Raw genomic sequence first — 13,529 nt, forward strand, 5'->3', positions numbered from 1 at the left:
CCCGCCGGGCATGACCTCGATCAGGCCTCGGTCTCTTCCGTGCGCTTCTTCATCATGACGTCGAAGCTGTTCCACACGCCTTCGGCGCCGTGCCACGAGCCCTTGGTGGCGGCCTTGGAGTATTCGGTGGCGCGGGCTTCGAAGAAGTTGGCGTGTTCGACGCCCGACAGCAGCGACTGCAGCCACGGCAGCGGATTTTCCGTCACACCGTAGATTTCCGGCAACTTCAGCTGGCGCAGGCGCCAGTCGGCGATGAAGCGGATGTAGGCCTTGATGTCGTCCGGCGTCATGCCGTTCACCGGGCCCTGCTCGAAGGCCAGATCGATGAATTTGTCCTCCATCGTCACCACGGTGCGGCAGCACTCGACGATGTCGTCGGCCACGGCCTTGGTGACGGCGCCGGTCTCCTTGTTGAAGGCGTGATACAGCTTGATGATGCCCTCGCAGTGCAGGCTTTCATCCCGCACCGACCAGGACACGATCTGGCCCATGCCCTTCATCTTGTTCTGGCGCGGGAAATTCATCAGCATCGCGAAGGACGCGAACAGCTGAAGCCCTTCGGAGAAGCCGCCGAACATCGCCAGGGTGCGGCACACGTCGGCGTCCGTATCGACCCCGAACTGGCCCATGAAGTCATGCTTGTCGCGCATGGCCTCGTATTCCATGAAGGCGCCGAACTCGCTTTCCGGCATGCCGATGGTTTCGAGCAACAGGGCGTAGGCCGCGATGTGGATCGTCTCCATGTTGGCGAATGACGCCAGCATCATCTTGACCTCGGTCGGTTTGAACACCCGACCGTAGCGCTCCATGTAGTTGTCCTGAACCTCGATGTCCGCCTGGGTGAAGAAGCGGAAGATTTGGGTCAGCAGATTGCGCTCGCTCTCGGTCAGGGCGACGGCCCAGTCCTTGACGTCTTCGCCCAGCGGCACCTCTTCGGGCATCCAGTGGACCTGCTGCTGCTTCTTCCACATGTCGAAGGCCCACGGGTAGCGGAACGGCTTGTAGGCGGCGGAGGGCGTGAGCAGTCCTGGCAGGGTCGAGACCGGGCCGGAGGGCGACAGGGGGGCGTGGGCGTTCATCGATCGGCTCTCGAACGGACGGCGGACGAATCCGGGAGGTAAGGCGCTCACCATGCGGCCATGGCCGGGCGGCGCCAAGTCGAAATGCGGCTATATTGCGATCACTTTTTTCTCGACCGCTAAATGTGGTGTTCGCCCGGCCCAAACATGGGGAGAATCCTGGGGACGGAAACGTCCGCGCCAGCGTGGCCGGAACCCCGACTGTCGCGCCACCGTTCCTTCAGCCTCGCGCTGTTGGAGGAGCGCCCGATGTCAGACACCGTGACCGAACCGTCCTTTGACCCGCCGCCCGAGGCTATCGCCTTCTATGAGGAATCGCTGCGCCTGCTGAAGGAATCGGGTGTGCCCTTCCTGCTGTCCGGCACCTATGCGGTCACCGCCTACACGGGCATCCGTCGCCCCACCAAGGATCTGGATGTTTTCTGCAAGCCAGGCGACTACCCCCGCATCCTGGCCTTCTTCCAGGCCCGCGGTTACCGCACAGACGTCGAGGACGAGCGCTGGATCGCCAAGGTCTGGAAGGACGACAAGCATTTCTTCGATGTGATCTTCGCCATGTCGAACGGCACCATCGCCGTGTCCGACAGCTGGTTCGGCGAGGACACGATCGACGTCTATGGCCACACCGTCACCATCACCCCGCCCACGGCCCTGATCCTGTCCAAGGTCTTTATCCAGGACCGCTATCGCTATGACGGGGCCGATGTGAACCACGTCATCCTGAAGCAGTCGGACGCCATCAACTGGAAGAGCCTGCTGGACCAGATGGATCTCTACTGGGAAGTGCTGCTGGCCCATCTGCTGAACTTCCGGTTCGCCTATCCGACCGAGCGGGGCCGTGTCCCGACCTGGCTGATGAGCGAACTGATCGGTCGGCTGCAGGCCCAGGTCGACCTGCCGGCGCCCCGGGTCAAGGTCTGTCGCGGGCGACTGTTCAGCCCGCGCGACTATATCGCCGACATCACCGAATGGGGCTTTGGCGACGTCGTGGGCAAGGGGCTGGAGGAACGCCATGACCCCATCGCCTGAAACGCCGCCCGCTGACACCAGCGACGCCGCCCTGCAGACTCCCCAGCCCGGCATGGAGGCCGGACCGGCGAAAACGCTGCGCGTCGCGGCGGTCGGCGACCTGCATGTCGGCGAGGCGTCCCAGCACCCCTATCGGGAACTGTTCGAGCGGGTCAGTGAGGACGCCGATGTCCTGTGCCTGTGCGGCGACCTGGTGAATTTCGGCAAGACCCGCGAGGTCGAGATCCTGACCGAAGACATCCGCGCCTGTAAAATCCCCATGGTGGGCGTGCTGGGCAATCACGAGCACGAATGCGGCCAGCCCGAGGTGGTGCGCGACATGTTGTGCGAGGCCGGGGTGCAGATGATCTTCGGCGGCCGCAGCTATGAAATCCAGGGCGTCGGCTTTGGCGGCGGCAAGGGATTCGTCGGCGGGTTCGGCCGCTACATGCTGAGCGGCTTTGGCGAACAGGCCGTCAAGGCCTTCGTCCAGGAGGCGGTGGACGACGCCACCCATATCGAGACCTCGATCCGTTCGCTGCGGACCGAGCGCGCCGTGGTGCTGCTGCACTATTCGCCGATCGTCGAGACCGTGGTGGGCGAGCCGCCTGAAATCCACGCCTTCCTCGGATCCTCCCGCCTGGCCGAAACCGTCGATCGCTACGAGAACGTCAAGCTGGTCTTCCACGGCCACGCCCATCGCGGCGCGCCCGAGGGCCGGACCAATCGCGGCGTCCCCGTCTACAACGTCGCCCTGCCGGTGCTGCGGACGCTGGGTGACACGCCGTATCGCGTGTTCGAGGTCTGAAGCCGCCCAGTTCTCAGGCAGACGGTTCGTCGTGCAGGGCGGCGCCGCGCACACGCTGGCGGCGTTCCAGCGCATACGCCGCCAGCCACAGAACCATGGCCCAGGCCGCGCCGACGCTCCATCCCGCGAAGACATCGGAAGCCCAGTGGGCGCCCAGATAGATGCGCGTCAGCCCGATCAGCAGGGCGATGACGACGCTGACCGCCAGCACATAGGCTTTCAATCGGCGGCGCGGGAAGGCGCGGGTCAGCATGACCCCCAGCGTCAGATAGAAGACGGTCGACAGCAGGGCATGGCCCGACGGGAAGCTGGCGTTCAGGGTCTCAACCGCCTGATAAACCTGGGGCGGGCGCTCGCGCTCGAATACGGCCTTAAGGCCCTCGCTCAGGGCGACGCCGCCGCCCAGGCCGATGACCAGCAGCAGGGCCGACAGCCGCTTCCTCTGGATCACCAGGAAACCCAGGGCGATCAGGGCGAACAGGGCCAGCACCGATATGCCGCCCAGCGAGGTGATATCCGCCGCCGCCTCGTGCAGCCACCAGGGCCCCCAGGGACGTCCCGGATCGTCGGTAAAGGGCCGGACCGCGTGCAACACCGCCTGGTCAAAGGCCTGGCCGTCCGCCTCGCGCATGTCGTCAGCCAGTTCGATGAAGGTCAGCACGCCCAGGGCCAGCACCAGAAGGGCGACCACGGCGCCGATCTCGGTCCGGGCGACACGAAGGGCGCGGGTCAGGAAGGCGGTCGGGTGCGGAGCCATGGCCCGCTAACGGTCAAGCTGGCTGCGCGTTCCGTGCCGCCGATCGCCTGTGCCGAATTGGGTCGATTCTGACGGTCTCCGGATGATTGGCGAGCGGAATCCAGACGATGGGCTCCGGCCCATTTTAACTTTGAAGCGGCCTCGGCCCGCCCCTTGGGCATGCAAGCGGAAAATCTGCTGTCGCGCGAAATTGTTTTGTTGCGGACGTACCGGCCTTAACCCAAGATTTAGCAAGTTCAGGTGTTGTCCACACAACATCTGGCGTTATCCACAGGGCGACGGGGCGTGTCATGGCTGTAGGCGAAGCGTTGAAAACCACGGAATTTCTGGCTGATGCGGCCGCGATCCCGACGGATCGTCCCCAGCTGAAGGTGGTTACCGGCCTGACGCTGGATCGCACCCGCGACGCGCTTCTGACCGATTTCGGCAAGAAGACGCTGGAGGATCGCTACCTGCTGGCGGGCGAGTCCTATCAGGACATGTTCGCCCGGGTCGCCACGGCCTATGCCGACGACGCCGACCACGCCCAGCGCGTCTATGACTATATGTCCAAGCTGTGGTTCATGCCGGCGACGCCAGTGTTGTCGAACGGCGGCGCGGATCGCGGCCTGCCGATCAGCTGTTTCCTGAACGCGGTCGGCGACAGCCTGGACGGCATTCAGAACGTGTGGAACGAGAACGTCGCCCTGGCCTCGAACGGCGGCGGCATCGGCACCTACTGGGGCGGCGTCCGCTCCATCGGCGAAAAGGTCAAGGGCGCGGGGCAAACGTCCGGCATCATCCCCTTCATCCGCGTGATGGACAGCCTGACGCTGGCGATCAGCCAGGGCTCGCTGCGCCGCGGCTCGGCCGCCGTCTATCTGGACATCCACCACCCGGAGATCGAGGAATTCCTGGAGATCCGGAAGCCGTCGGGCGACTTCAATCGCAAGTCCCTGAACCTGCACCACGGCATCAACATCACCGACGCCTTCATGGAGGCGGTGCGCGACGGCAAGACCTTCGATCTGCTCTCGCCCAAGAACGGCGAGGTCAGGAAAACGGTCGATGCGCGCGGCCTGTGGACCAAGATCCTGGATATCCGGATGCAGACGGGCGAGCCCTATCTGATCTTCTCGGACACCGTGAACCGCGCCATGCCGCAGCATCAGCGCGACCTGGGCCTGTCGGTCAAGCAGTCGAACCTGTGCTCGGAAATCATGCTGCACACGGGCCGTGACCATCTGGGTGTGGACCGGACCGCAGTCTGCTGCCTGTCGTCGGTCAACGCCGAGACCTTCCTGGAATGGCGCGAGGAGCCGCAGTTCATCGAGGACGTCATGCGTTTCCTCGACAATGTGCTGGAGGACTTCATCCGCCGCGCGCCGTCGGACATGAAGGCCGCCGTCTATTCGGCCAAGCGCGAGCGTTCGGTCGGTCTGGGCCTGATGGGTTTCCACTCGTTCCTGCAGGCGCAGGGCGTGGCCTTTGAATCCGCCATGGCCAAGAGCTGGAACATGCGCCTGTTCAAGCACCTGCGCCGCGAGGCCGACAAGGCCAGCGTCAAACTGGCCGAAGAAAAGGGGCCGTGCCTGGATGCCGCCGAGCGCGGCGTGATGGAGCGGTTCAGCCACAAGCTGGCCATCGCCCCGACCGCCTCGATCAGCATTATCTGCGGCGGCACCAGCGCCGGCATCGAGCCGATCCCGGCCAACATCTATACGCACAAGACCCTGTCGGGCTCGTTCGCGGTCAAGAACCCCTATCTGGAAAAGGTTCTGGGTGAGAAGGGCATCGACACCGAGGCGGTCTGGTCGTCGATCCTGGAACACGAAGGCTCGGTCCAGCATCTGGATCAGCTGACTGAGGACGAGAAGGCGATCTTCAAGACCGCCTTCGAGCTGGACCAGCGCTGGATCATCGAACTGTCGGCCGACCGCTCGCCGGAGATCTGCCAGGCCCAGTCGATCAACGTCTTCCTGCCGGGTGACGTCGACAAGTGGGACCTGCACATGCTGCACTGGATGGCGTGGGAGCGCGGCGTCAAGTCGTTGTATTATCTGCGGTCCAAGTCGGTGCAGCGCGCCGCCTTCGCCGGGGCCGACGACAAGGCCGAGGCCGAGATCGATCCGAACCAGCCCGACCTGTTCGCCGTCGCCCGCACCGACTATGACGAGTGCCTGGCCTGCCAGTAATCGCTGACACCCGGCCTGCCTGAACGCAGGCCGGAACCCCTCCCCGGGACGCGACGTTGCCTGTGTCGAGAATACGTCGCGAAAAAGTCGTTTGCGGGACGCCCCCTTCTATAGGAGGCTGTCGAAACCGCTGACGGACCTTGGGAGGGAACCGTTGATGCGCCTGTTGGGAGCCTTGGCCGGACTGGGTCTGACGGTGGTCTGCACGACCGCCGCCATCGCCCAGGTGCGCGCTCCCGACCTGTGGGCGGCGGAACCCGCCACCATCGACTGGCGCGTGGATCGGTTCGAGGATGACGCCCGCGATTTCGCCGCCAGCCTGGACCGCGGCGTCGCCTCTGACGATGTGATTGGCGACCGGCTGCGGATGCTGGACGCCCGTGGGCTGGCGTCGACCCGTCGCGACATCTGGAGCGACGGCGAAGGCTTCACCGATCGCCTGCGACTGCGGACCCGGGGGGAATTGCGCCGCGCTGACGGCGCGCCTGTGCCGCCCCATCTGAATGAAGCCGCGATTCTTGAGCCCGACACCTATGACGTCAGCTTTATCCGGGGCTGGGAGGCCGCCAGCGGCCGCACGCCTTCGGGTCTCGAGGTCAGCCTGACCCCGCACGCCGGCGTCGGCATCGGCAGCGAAGGCGGCACCGCCGAGGCCGGAGCCACCCTGCGTATCGGCTCGGGCCTGAACCGGCTGGTCCCCGAAGGTCATGAGGCGTTCGGCGAGCGCGCGCGCTGGTATCTGTACGCCGCTGGCTCGGGCCGGGCGGTCGGCTATAATTTCGCCCGCAACCGCGACGGGGACTTCACGCGGTCCGGATACAGCCATGACTCCGGCAACTTCCTGGGCGACGCCTCGCTGGGCGTGGCCTATCGCCGGGGCGCCATGCAGGGCTCGGTCGGCCTGGTCTATCGCGAGATTGAACCCGGCGCCCTGCGCCACACCGGCGCGCTGGAGAACGACGTGACCGAGGGTCTGTTCGCCTTCCAGCTGTCGATCAAACCCGAGTAACGCGCCTACTGCGTCCGGGCCACGCCTTCGCGCCGGTCGTCGGCGCCGCCGTCCCAGCGACCATCCCGCCAGACACCGCCGTGCAGGCCCGAATTCTCGGACGTATTGGGCAGCAATCGCACACCGCGCGCCGCCAGCCCGTCGCGCAGGTCCGGGCTGAACCGCTCGGTGTCCGCGCCGAAACCGTCGCCCTTGGCCACCAGATTGGGCAGGTCGAACGCCGCCTGAACGCCCAGTCGCCAGTCAGCCACGCCGATCAGCGCCTTGGCGTTATAGGCCAGGATGGACGACCCGCCGGGCGAACCCAGCGCGCCGACAAACCGACCCTGTCGATCCAGCAGGATGACCGGCGACATGGACGAACGCGGTCGCTTGCCTGCCGCCACGGCATTGGCGGCCGGCACGCCGTCCGACGTGGCGGGCGTGAAGGAGAAGTCGGTCAGCTGGTTGTTCAGAAAGAACCCGCCCGCCATCCGGCCCGAGCCAAACAGGCTTTCGACCGTGGTGGTCATGCTGACCGCGTTGCCCCGGGCGTCCACGACGACGAAATGCGAGGTGCCCGCCGGCTCATGCGTCGCGTCCGGCGCGCGTATGCCAGCGCCGGGGGGCGATCCGGCCAGCGCCGCGCCGGTCAGCGTCGGCGCCAGGGCGGCGCGCGAGGCGACATAGTCGGGGTCCAGCAGGCCCGCGACCGGAACCGAAACAAAGGCCGGGTCGCCGACATAGCGGTCACGGTCGGCGTACATCAGCCGCTGCAACTGGGCGAAGGCGGCCCAGGCGTCCGCGTCCTGGGAGCCACTGGCGATGGCCGGAGTCTGCTCGGCCATCGCCAGCAACTGCAACAGGGCCACACCGCTGGACGGCGGCGGAGGCACACAGACGACATAGAGTTTATACGGGCGGCAGATCGGCTCGCGCTCAATCGGGCGATAGGCGGCCAGATCCGCCTCGGTCAGACCGCCGGGACGGGGATCCGCCCGCACCGCCGCAACGATCTCGCGCGCCAGTTCGCCGCGATACAGGGCGTCCGGCCCCTCGGCCGCCAGCCGCGCCACAGTGCGGGCGTAGGCCGGGTTCTGCAGCACGTCGCCAGCGGCGTAGCGGGCGCCGTCGGGCCGGGTGAAATAGGCATTGGCCCAGGGCGTGCGCGGTTGGCCGCCGGTCAGGGCGATCATCCCGGCCAGGCGCGGCGAGACGACGAAGCCGTCCCGCGCTAGCCGCTCTGCGTCGCCGAACAGCTGGCTCCAGGGCAGGACGCCATGGTCCTCCTGCGCCTGCGCCAGCATGGCTACTGCGCCGGGCGCGCCCGTCGATCGGCCCGACAGCACCGCCTCCATGAACGGCAACGGCTTGCCGTCTTCGTAGAACAATTCGGGCGTGGCTGCGGCTGGCGCTGTTTCGCGTCCATCATAGGCGGTCAGGTCGCCGGTCGCGGCGTCATAGACCATCATGAAGGCGCCGCCGCCCAGCCCGGATGATTGCGGTTCGACCAGACCCAGAACCGCCTGCACCGCCACCGCCGCATCAACCGCCGAGCCGCCGCGCCCCAGCACCTGCATCCCGGCCTCGACCGCCAGCGGATTGGCCGCCGAGATGAAGGGCCCGCGCGCCATCTCGTCCGGAACCGTGATGCCTTGGGCGGGGACTACGCTTCGGGATGTCGAACCGCAGGCGCCGAGCGCGATCACGGCAGCGGTCAGGATTGCGACCGTTTTCCAACGAACCGGGTTCATGGCGGCTCCTACAGCGTACGGGGATGCGCTACGCCTAGTGGCTCGAAGCGTGTGGGCCAAGCCGTAACCGTGACGGTTTCTGTCCCCGACGCCTCAAAACATCGGGAGGATTCCAATGCGTCATCTGATTTCGGCCCTCGCCCTCGCGGGCGCCCTGCAAGTCTCACCCGCCTTGGCCACGCCAGCCATGGCCCAATCGACGGCCGTCGCCGCGCCCGCCCCCACTCAAGACGACGACGCGGGCCTGACCACCCTAGACGGCCTTCTGGATGCGCTCTACGACACCGTGTCGGGCGACGCGGGGCCTCGAGACTGGGATCGCTTCCGCTCGCTTTTCTATCCCGGCGCCACCCTGGTCCCCAGCGGCCGGCGCGCGGACGGAACCCTGACGGCCCGCGTCCTGACGCCGGACGGTTATATCACCCAGAACGGCCCGGTGTTCGCCCAGAACGGCTTCTTTGAACGTGAGATCGGTCGGTCTGTGCGTGAGTACGGCCCCACAGCCCAGATCTCCTCGTCCTACGAAGCGCGGCGCGCCGAGAGCGACGCCGAACCGTTCATGCGGGGGGTCAATGCGATTCAGGCGTTCAACGACGGCAAGCGCTGGTGGGTGATCTCCATCGCTTGGGCGGCCGAGACGCCGGAGTGGCCTGTGCCTGCCGATCTTCTGAAGCCCGAGGGCTAATCCGGGCGCTCAATGAAACAAAGAGACGGCAGGGTGTGATTCCTCGCTTGCGCCCTCCGTCGGCACCCGCTAGATACCCGGCCCTCGCCGCAAGGCGACAGCGCGCCCGTAGCTCAGCTGGATAGAGCATCAGACTACGAATCTGAGGGTCGGACGTTCGAATCGTTCCGGGCGCGCCATTTCTTTTCAGTGCTTTAGGCCGACAGCACGGTTGCTGAGGCTGATGTTGTTACAGCCCAGTTACAGCGCCTGTTACAGGCTCGGCACCGGACGAGGATATGGGGCAGAGGCCGCCACGGATTAGTGAGCGCCCAGTAGTTAGGGCTCCCCGGGTCCTGGGCATCAGCGCCTCATCCGTTGTCCCCCTTCTCAATGTAATCTCGAAAGTCGAAGACCTGACGCAGGATGGTCCCGGAGTGGACCTGGATCTTTCGGACTGTGAGGAAATTTCCCGCAGCGCTGCGCTTGTCGTCACCGCTCAGATCGAACGATCGTTGATCAGGCGCCCCCGTTGCCTGAACGGATTCAGCCCATCGACGCTTGACCCATGCCGAAGGCTTCACGGCCTAGGATTCTACAAGCATCTGAACTTCGATACGCCGCGCCTGGTCACGGACGACGACGAAGTTGACGCAATAACGGTCGTCTCTGGAACGGCTGTCACGGCCGAGCTGTCTAGAGAGCTCGAGCGAGTGGCTGAGGTCGCTCAGCCGTTGTTCGGCAACGAGGAGTTTGTTGCCCACATTCACGAGGCTCTAAGTGAAGCGATGGCTAACATCGCAGGGCACGCCTATATAAAGGGCGTAGAACGCTGGGCCCTGACGCTTCAGTCGCAGTCGAACGAGCTGAATTCCGATGCTCCGGAGTGGCTCCGACAGCAGGCCAAGGCTGAGGCGCTGCGCAAATGGTGGATCGCTGGCCATGCGGACAATCAAACCGGTGAGCTGCTGCTATTCGCGCTGGATCACGGTCATAGCATCCCCGTTATCGCCCCATTTCGGATGAAGGATGCGTTGGAAGAATTCTGGAACGCAAACCCCAAGTTGAAGCCTGCAACCAAGTCCGCCGCTACTGATGCTCAATTGCTTGAGGCCGTCGCACGGGCGCGGCGAGAAGGCTATGGAACCGGCCGGCGCGGTCGGGGCTTTCCCAGCATGATTGGCCTAGTGGAGCATGAAGCAGTTTCCGGCGCTGTGTCCGTAATCAGCGGCGGGGCGCTGTATGAGTATCGCAAGCCTGGCGGGGATGAGCCTGCGACAGAACGCGCCATTCCCCTTAGCAAAAAGTTTAACGGAACTATGATTGAGTGGCGAATAGGCGGAGCTCGGTGAGGGAGGGCGAAATGGGTGACGTGATAATCAATGTTGCGCGCGACTACTCGACCCACCCCATGGGACGCGAAGCGCACCTATGGCCGTTTAGTGGCGAGCGGTTCCGCGTTCAGTATCTCCAGCCGCGCCTGAAGAAGCATGAGCATGTCCGTGTGGATCTTCGCGGCACGAAGGGGCTTGCTCCTTCCTTCCTGGAAGAGGCCTTCGGCGGTCTCGTCGATGCGGGGTATTCGTATGACGAGATCCGACGCTACCTAAAGGTGGTGGCTGACGACTCTGCCCGCGAACAGCAAGTCTGGCGCTATATCCAACAGGCGGACGCTCAGCGCAAAAGGAGCTAGGATGGCGGTGGCCGATGGGGGTTCGCCGCTGCTCGAAGTCGGCGGCCACGTCCTTACGTATTTGGCGGCTGTCGGCACAGGCTTTCTGGGCGGGCGCCTGAAGGATATGGTGGCGGATGTGAACTCCGCCTTTGACCAGGTCGACGAAGCGACTTCCGCAGGCGAACACGTGCTGCGAATGCACGCCGGAAGCCACCATAGTCCCGAAGCTATCGCTAATGTTTTCACGTTGCGTAGCCACCTAGGCGTGCTTTTGGACCGACAGTTCGGCAAGCGTGAGCGGGCGATTATAAGCGCCCTCACGCTCTTTTCCGATTCTCTAGATCAATGCGACCCGTCATCCAGTGGCGCGCTTCAGCTTGGCCAGGATGCGACGGGGGCCGTTACTGCTGTGCGGGATGCGCAGCAGGGTCTGCGGGCAGCTATCGCTAAAACGCGCAAGGCGAAGTTTGCTGCCTTTGTTGGCAAACGCTCGCTGGATTAGGCGCGCCGCGTCGCCCGCAGCTTCACCACATTGTCGATCTTGTTCTGGGCGGCGTCGGCCATGCGGCGGCGGTCGGCTTGGCGGCGGTAGATCTTGGCCGCGCGGTCGGTGGCGTGGCCCAGCTGGGACATGATCTCGCCGTCGGTGGCGCCGGCTAGGGCCAGCTCAACGCCGCGCGCGTGGCGGAGGCCGTGGATGGTCAGGTTGGGGCGGACCTTCTGATCCTTGGCCAGTGTCTCGATCATGCGGTCGATGGCCTGGTTCAGCTGGCGTTCCTTCCAGACCTCGCCCTTGCGGTTGTAGGCGATGGTCAGGGCCTTGTCGGGCGTCCTGGCCAGCAGGGCCGTCAGGCGCGCATCCTCGCGCGCGTCGACCAGGACCTTGCGCTTTTCCGTGACCCAGTAGATCCGGCGCTCGGGCAGGCCGTCATCGTTGATGGCCCTGGTGCGGGCGTTGAGCGGCAGGTTGCAGATCGTCCCGCGCCGGAACCCGCCCCAGCGGCCCAGGGCGACCGCGCGGGCGAGGCCCGGCATCTTGCGAGCGATGGCCAGTTCAATGACGGCCGCGACCTCTGCATCCTCCCACGTCGGGTGCGCCTCGTCCGAATCGTGCGGGCGGCGGACCTTCTTGAGGCGGGCGAACGGATCGTCCGGGATCCGGCCGTCGTCGATCGCAGGCTCGAGCGCGTTCTTCAGCACCTGGAGGCGATCGTTCGCGGCCTTGTATCCGCGCACGGCCCAGGCATCGCGCATGTCGCGAACCCAGCCGGCCGTCACCTCGCCCGCCATCACGTCGCCGGCGTCGGCGTCGATCTCGTCTATCAGTCGCTGATAGGCGCGCTGGGTGCTGCGCGCGAGGGCCAGAAACTCGGCCGACTTGTTGTACTGCCTGAGCATGGCCCCGACCGTTCCGGCCTTGGGCGTGGCGGCGCGGATCGTCGCCTCTATCCGGGCGAGGATGGCGCCCACCTCGGCCTTCAGCTCGGGTGTGTTGTCGGCGGACCGGAGGGGGCCTTCGCGGAAGTCGCCCTTGCGGAAGTAGAGATCTACCCGGCCGCTGCTGCGCTTGATGCGCTGGACGTGGGGGACTTTTTCCATTCGCGCCGGGCGCTGGCCCGTCCTCCTGATGCTCTGAGCCGGGCCCGTTCGGCGGCGGCGCTGGTGCGGCTTTCCGGGGCCGTCGGATCGGCGGCGGGCGCAGGCTGACTCGACTCCCCCTCCCCCCGCAAGGCCCGAGGCAGACGCGGCGGCAACGACGCCGCCCAGGCGTCCACCGCCGGCCGGGGATAGCGCAGGACATTGGCGCCCAGGTCGACCGGCGCGACCGGCAGGATCTTGGCCACCGTGTCCCACGACAGACCGCCCAGGTAGGCGCACAGCTGGTCCCGCGACAGCAGCAGCGGCCAGGCCTGAGGGATATCGTGGGCGGCGGCGGTCATGTCAGCGCTGACGCCCTTGGCTGGCGACATCCACTCGTGGCACCGTGTAGGCATGACTCGGGGTGACTGGATCAGTGCGGGCGGATGCGCCATTTGGCTCGCCTTCATGGCTGCCCTTCCAGCGATGCAAGGCGCTGTCATCCGGATCGACGCCGTCACTCTGGAAGCGCTCGTCGCGGGAGTGGCGATCTTTCTCTCCTCGGTACTGGCGATCGCTGTCCCGTTGATCATTCGGCGAATGGACGCGGGCACAGCTCGTCAGGACGCGCTCGATGCGGCCTTTGATATGGGCCGCTGGACCTATGCAGTTGTCACGGCCGGGCAACGTCACGGCATCGTGCCGGCCACTCTTGAAGCGGGGCTCCGAGCCCAGGTCACCTTGGCCGAGCAGCGCCTGAGCGCTTTGGATCTGATCGCTGTAAGGTCCGCGCCGATCGCTCGCCGCGTCCGGCAAGTGCAGAGGCTTGGCAGAGGCCTCGTCGCGGGTTTGCCCGCGCCAGGCCATATCGACCCCCTTGCGGCGCAGTTCATTGCCAATACAGCGGCCGCGCTTGCCGACGCTGTGACTGATCTGGCCCGCCTCGTTGAACGGCGCCCTAGCCTCACCCATGCTGAAGTGGTGGCTCGATTGGATGTGGCTTAGCCAGCTAGGCGAAAATGGTTCGTATGAGACGGGTGACAG

General features: G+C 65.7%; 14 protein-coding genes and 1 tRNA gene. 10 read left to right on the forward strand and 5 right to left on the reverse strand.

The annotated features are described in order from the left end of the window. Window positions 1-20 precede the first annotated feature (20 nt). Window positions 21-1,079, reverse strand: coding sequence for a ribonucleotide-diphosphate reductase subunit beta (locus EON91_RS02470; protein WP_292091367.1), 1,059 nt, complete (start codon window positions 1,077-1,079; stop codon window positions 21-23). 249 nt (window positions 1,080-1,328) lie between these two features. On the opposite strand from EON91_RS02470, the gene EON91_RS02475 reads away from it, so the two are divergent. After that, window positions 1,329-2,108, forward strand: coding sequence for a hypothetical protein (locus tag EON91_RS02475; protein ID WP_292091368.1), 780 nt, complete (start codon window positions 1,329-1,331; stop codon window positions 2,106-2,108). Next, entirely contained in the window at window positions 2,092-2,895 is an 804-nt protein-coding gene (locus EON91_RS02480) for a metallophosphoesterase (RefSeq protein WP_292091369.1), read from the forward strand. Before EON91_RS02475 ends, EON91_RS02480 begins: the two co-directional genes overlap by 17 nt. 13 nt (window positions 2,896-2,908) lie before the next feature. Here the strand turns inward: EON91_RS02480 and EON91_RS02485 are convergent, their stop codons facing one another. Then, window positions 2,909-3,652, reverse strand: coding sequence for a phosphatase PAP2 family protein (locus EON91_RS02485; protein ID WP_292091371.1), 744 nt, complete (start codon window positions 3,650-3,652; stop codon window positions 2,909-2,911). 290 nt (window positions 3,653-3,942) lie between these two features. Here EON91_RS02485 and EON91_RS02490 point away from each other — a divergent pair, with 290 nt between their 5' ends. Continuing rightward, window positions 3,943-5,826, forward strand: a complete 1,884-nt coding sequence (locus tag EON91_RS02490) for a ribonucleoside-diphosphate reductase subunit alpha (RefSeq protein ID WP_292091372.1) — start codon at window positions 3,943-3,945, stop codon at window positions 5,824-5,826. Between the two features lie 157 nt (window positions 5,827-5,983). After that, a complete protein-coding gene (locus EON91_RS02495; RefSeq protein ID WP_292091373.1) occupies window positions 5,984-6,835 on the forward strand; it encodes a lipid A-modifier LpxR family protein in 852 nt (283 codons plus the stop codon). A gap of 5 nt (window positions 6,836-6,840) precedes the next feature. Here the strand turns inward: EON91_RS02495 and EON91_RS02500 are convergent, their stop codons facing one another. Next, window positions 6,841-8,568, reverse strand: coding sequence for a gamma-glutamyltransferase family protein (locus EON91_RS02500; RefSeq protein WP_292091375.1), 1,728 nt, complete (start codon window positions 8,566-8,568; stop codon window positions 6,841-6,843). A 115-nt stretch (window positions 8,569-8,683) separates the two neighbouring features. Here EON91_RS02500 and EON91_RS02505 point away from each other — a divergent pair, with 115 nt between their 5' ends. From EON91_RS02505 to EON91_RS02525, 5 genes are all read left to right on the forward strand, one after another. Further along, a complete protein-coding gene (locus EON91_RS02505; protein WP_292091376.1) occupies window positions 8,684-9,253 on the forward strand; it encodes a hypothetical protein in 570 nt (189 codons plus the stop codon). A gap of 102 nt (window positions 9,254-9,355) precedes the next feature. Then, window positions 9,356-9,432, forward strand: a tRNA-Arg gene (locus tag EON91_RS02510). Between the two features lie 237 nt (window positions 9,433-9,669). Then, window positions 9,670-10,584: a hypothetical protein gene (locus EON91_RS02515; protein ID WP_292091377.1), complete on the forward strand. Its 915-nt coding sequence runs from the start codon at window positions 9,670-9,672 to the stop codon at window positions 10,582-10,584. A gap of 11 nt (window positions 10,585-10,595) precedes the next feature. Continuing rightward, entirely contained in the window at window positions 10,596-10,925 is a 330-nt protein-coding gene (locus EON91_RS02520) for an STAS-like domain-containing protein (protein ID WP_292091378.1), read from the forward strand. Window position 10,926: 1 nt separating this feature from the next. Further along, entirely contained in the window at window positions 10,927-11,409 is a 483-nt protein-coding gene (locus EON91_RS02525) for a hypothetical protein (RefSeq protein ID WP_292091379.1), read from the forward strand. Here the strand turns inward: EON91_RS02525 and EON91_RS02530 are convergent. Both EON91_RS02530 and EON91_RS02535 read right to left on the reverse strand, forming a co-directional pair. After that, entirely contained in the window at window positions 11,406-12,506 is a 1,101-nt protein-coding gene (locus tag EON91_RS02530) for a site-specific integrase (RefSeq protein ID WP_292091380.1), read from the reverse strand. The two genes, EON91_RS02525 and EON91_RS02530, sit on opposite strands and share 4 nt — an antisense overlap. Next, on the reverse strand, window positions 12,455-12,847 hold the full coding sequence (locus EON91_RS02535; protein WP_292091382.1) for a hypothetical protein: 393 nt from the start codon (window positions 12,845-12,847) through the stop codon (window positions 12,455-12,457). Before EON91_RS02535 ends, EON91_RS02530 begins: the two co-directional genes overlap by 52 nt. Between EON91_RS02535 and EON91_RS02540 the strand changes: the two genes are divergently transcribed. Further along, entirely contained in the window at window positions 12,846-13,490 is a 645-nt protein-coding gene (locus tag EON91_RS02540; protein WP_292091383.1) for a hypothetical protein, read from the forward strand. The genes EON91_RS02535 and EON91_RS02540 overlap by 2 nt on opposite strands. Window positions 13,491-13,529: the final 39 nt, after the last annotated feature.

This window comes from Brevundimonas sp., from assembly GCF_004210735.1.
GTDB lineage: Bacteria > Pseudomonadota > Alphaproteobacteria > Caulobacterales > Caulobacteraceae > Brevundimonas.

Coding starts and splice junctions, on each gene's coding strand:
- EON91_RS02470 (WP_292091367.1), bottom strand. CDS start 1,079: ATGAACGCCCACGCCCCCCTGTCGCCCTCCGGCCCGGTCTCGACCCTG.
- EON91_RS02475 (WP_292091368.1), top strand. CDS start 1,329: ATGTCAGACACCGTGACCGAACCGTCCTTTGACCCGCCGCCCGAGGCT.
- EON91_RS02480 (WP_292091369.1), top strand. CDS start 2,092: ATGACCCCATCGCCTGAAACGCCGCCCGCTGACACCAGCGACGCCGCC.
- EON91_RS02485 (WP_292091371.1), bottom strand. CDS start 3,652: ATGGCTCCGCACCCGACCGCCTTCCTGACCCGCGCCCTTCGTGTCGCC.
- EON91_RS02490 (WP_292091372.1), top strand. CDS start 3,943: ATGGCTGTAGGCGAAGCGTTGAAAACCACGGAATTTCTGGCTGATGCG.
- EON91_RS02495 (WP_292091373.1), top strand. CDS start 5,984: ATGCGCCTGTTGGGAGCCTTGGCCGGACTGGGTCTGACGGTGGTCTGC.
- EON91_RS02500 (WP_292091375.1), bottom strand. CDS start 8,568: ATGAACCCGGTTCGTTGGAAAACGGTCGCAATCCTGACCGCTGCCGTG.
- EON91_RS02505 (WP_292091376.1), top strand. CDS start 8,684: ATGCGTCATCTGATTTCGGCCCTCGCCCTCGCGGGCGCCCTGCAAGTC.
- EON91_RS02520 (WP_292091378.1), top strand. CDS start 10,596: ATGGGTGACGTGATAATCAATGTTGCGCGCGACTACTCGACCCACCCC.
- EON91_RS02525 (WP_292091379.1), top strand. CDS start 10,927: ATGGCGGTGGCCGATGGGGGTTCGCCGCTGCTCGAAGTCGGCGGCCAC.
- EON91_RS02530 (WP_292091380.1), bottom strand. CDS start 12,506: ATGGAAAAAGTCCCCCACGTCCAGCGCATCAAGCGCAGCAGCGGCCGG.
- EON91_RS02540 (WP_292091383.1), top strand. CDS start 12,846: ATGTCAGCGCTGACGCCCTTGGCTGGCGACATCCACTCGTGGCACCGT.
- EON91_RS02535 (WP_292091382.1), bottom strand. CDS start 12,847: ATGACCGCCGCCGCCCACGATATCCCTCAGGCCTGGCCGCTGCTGCTG.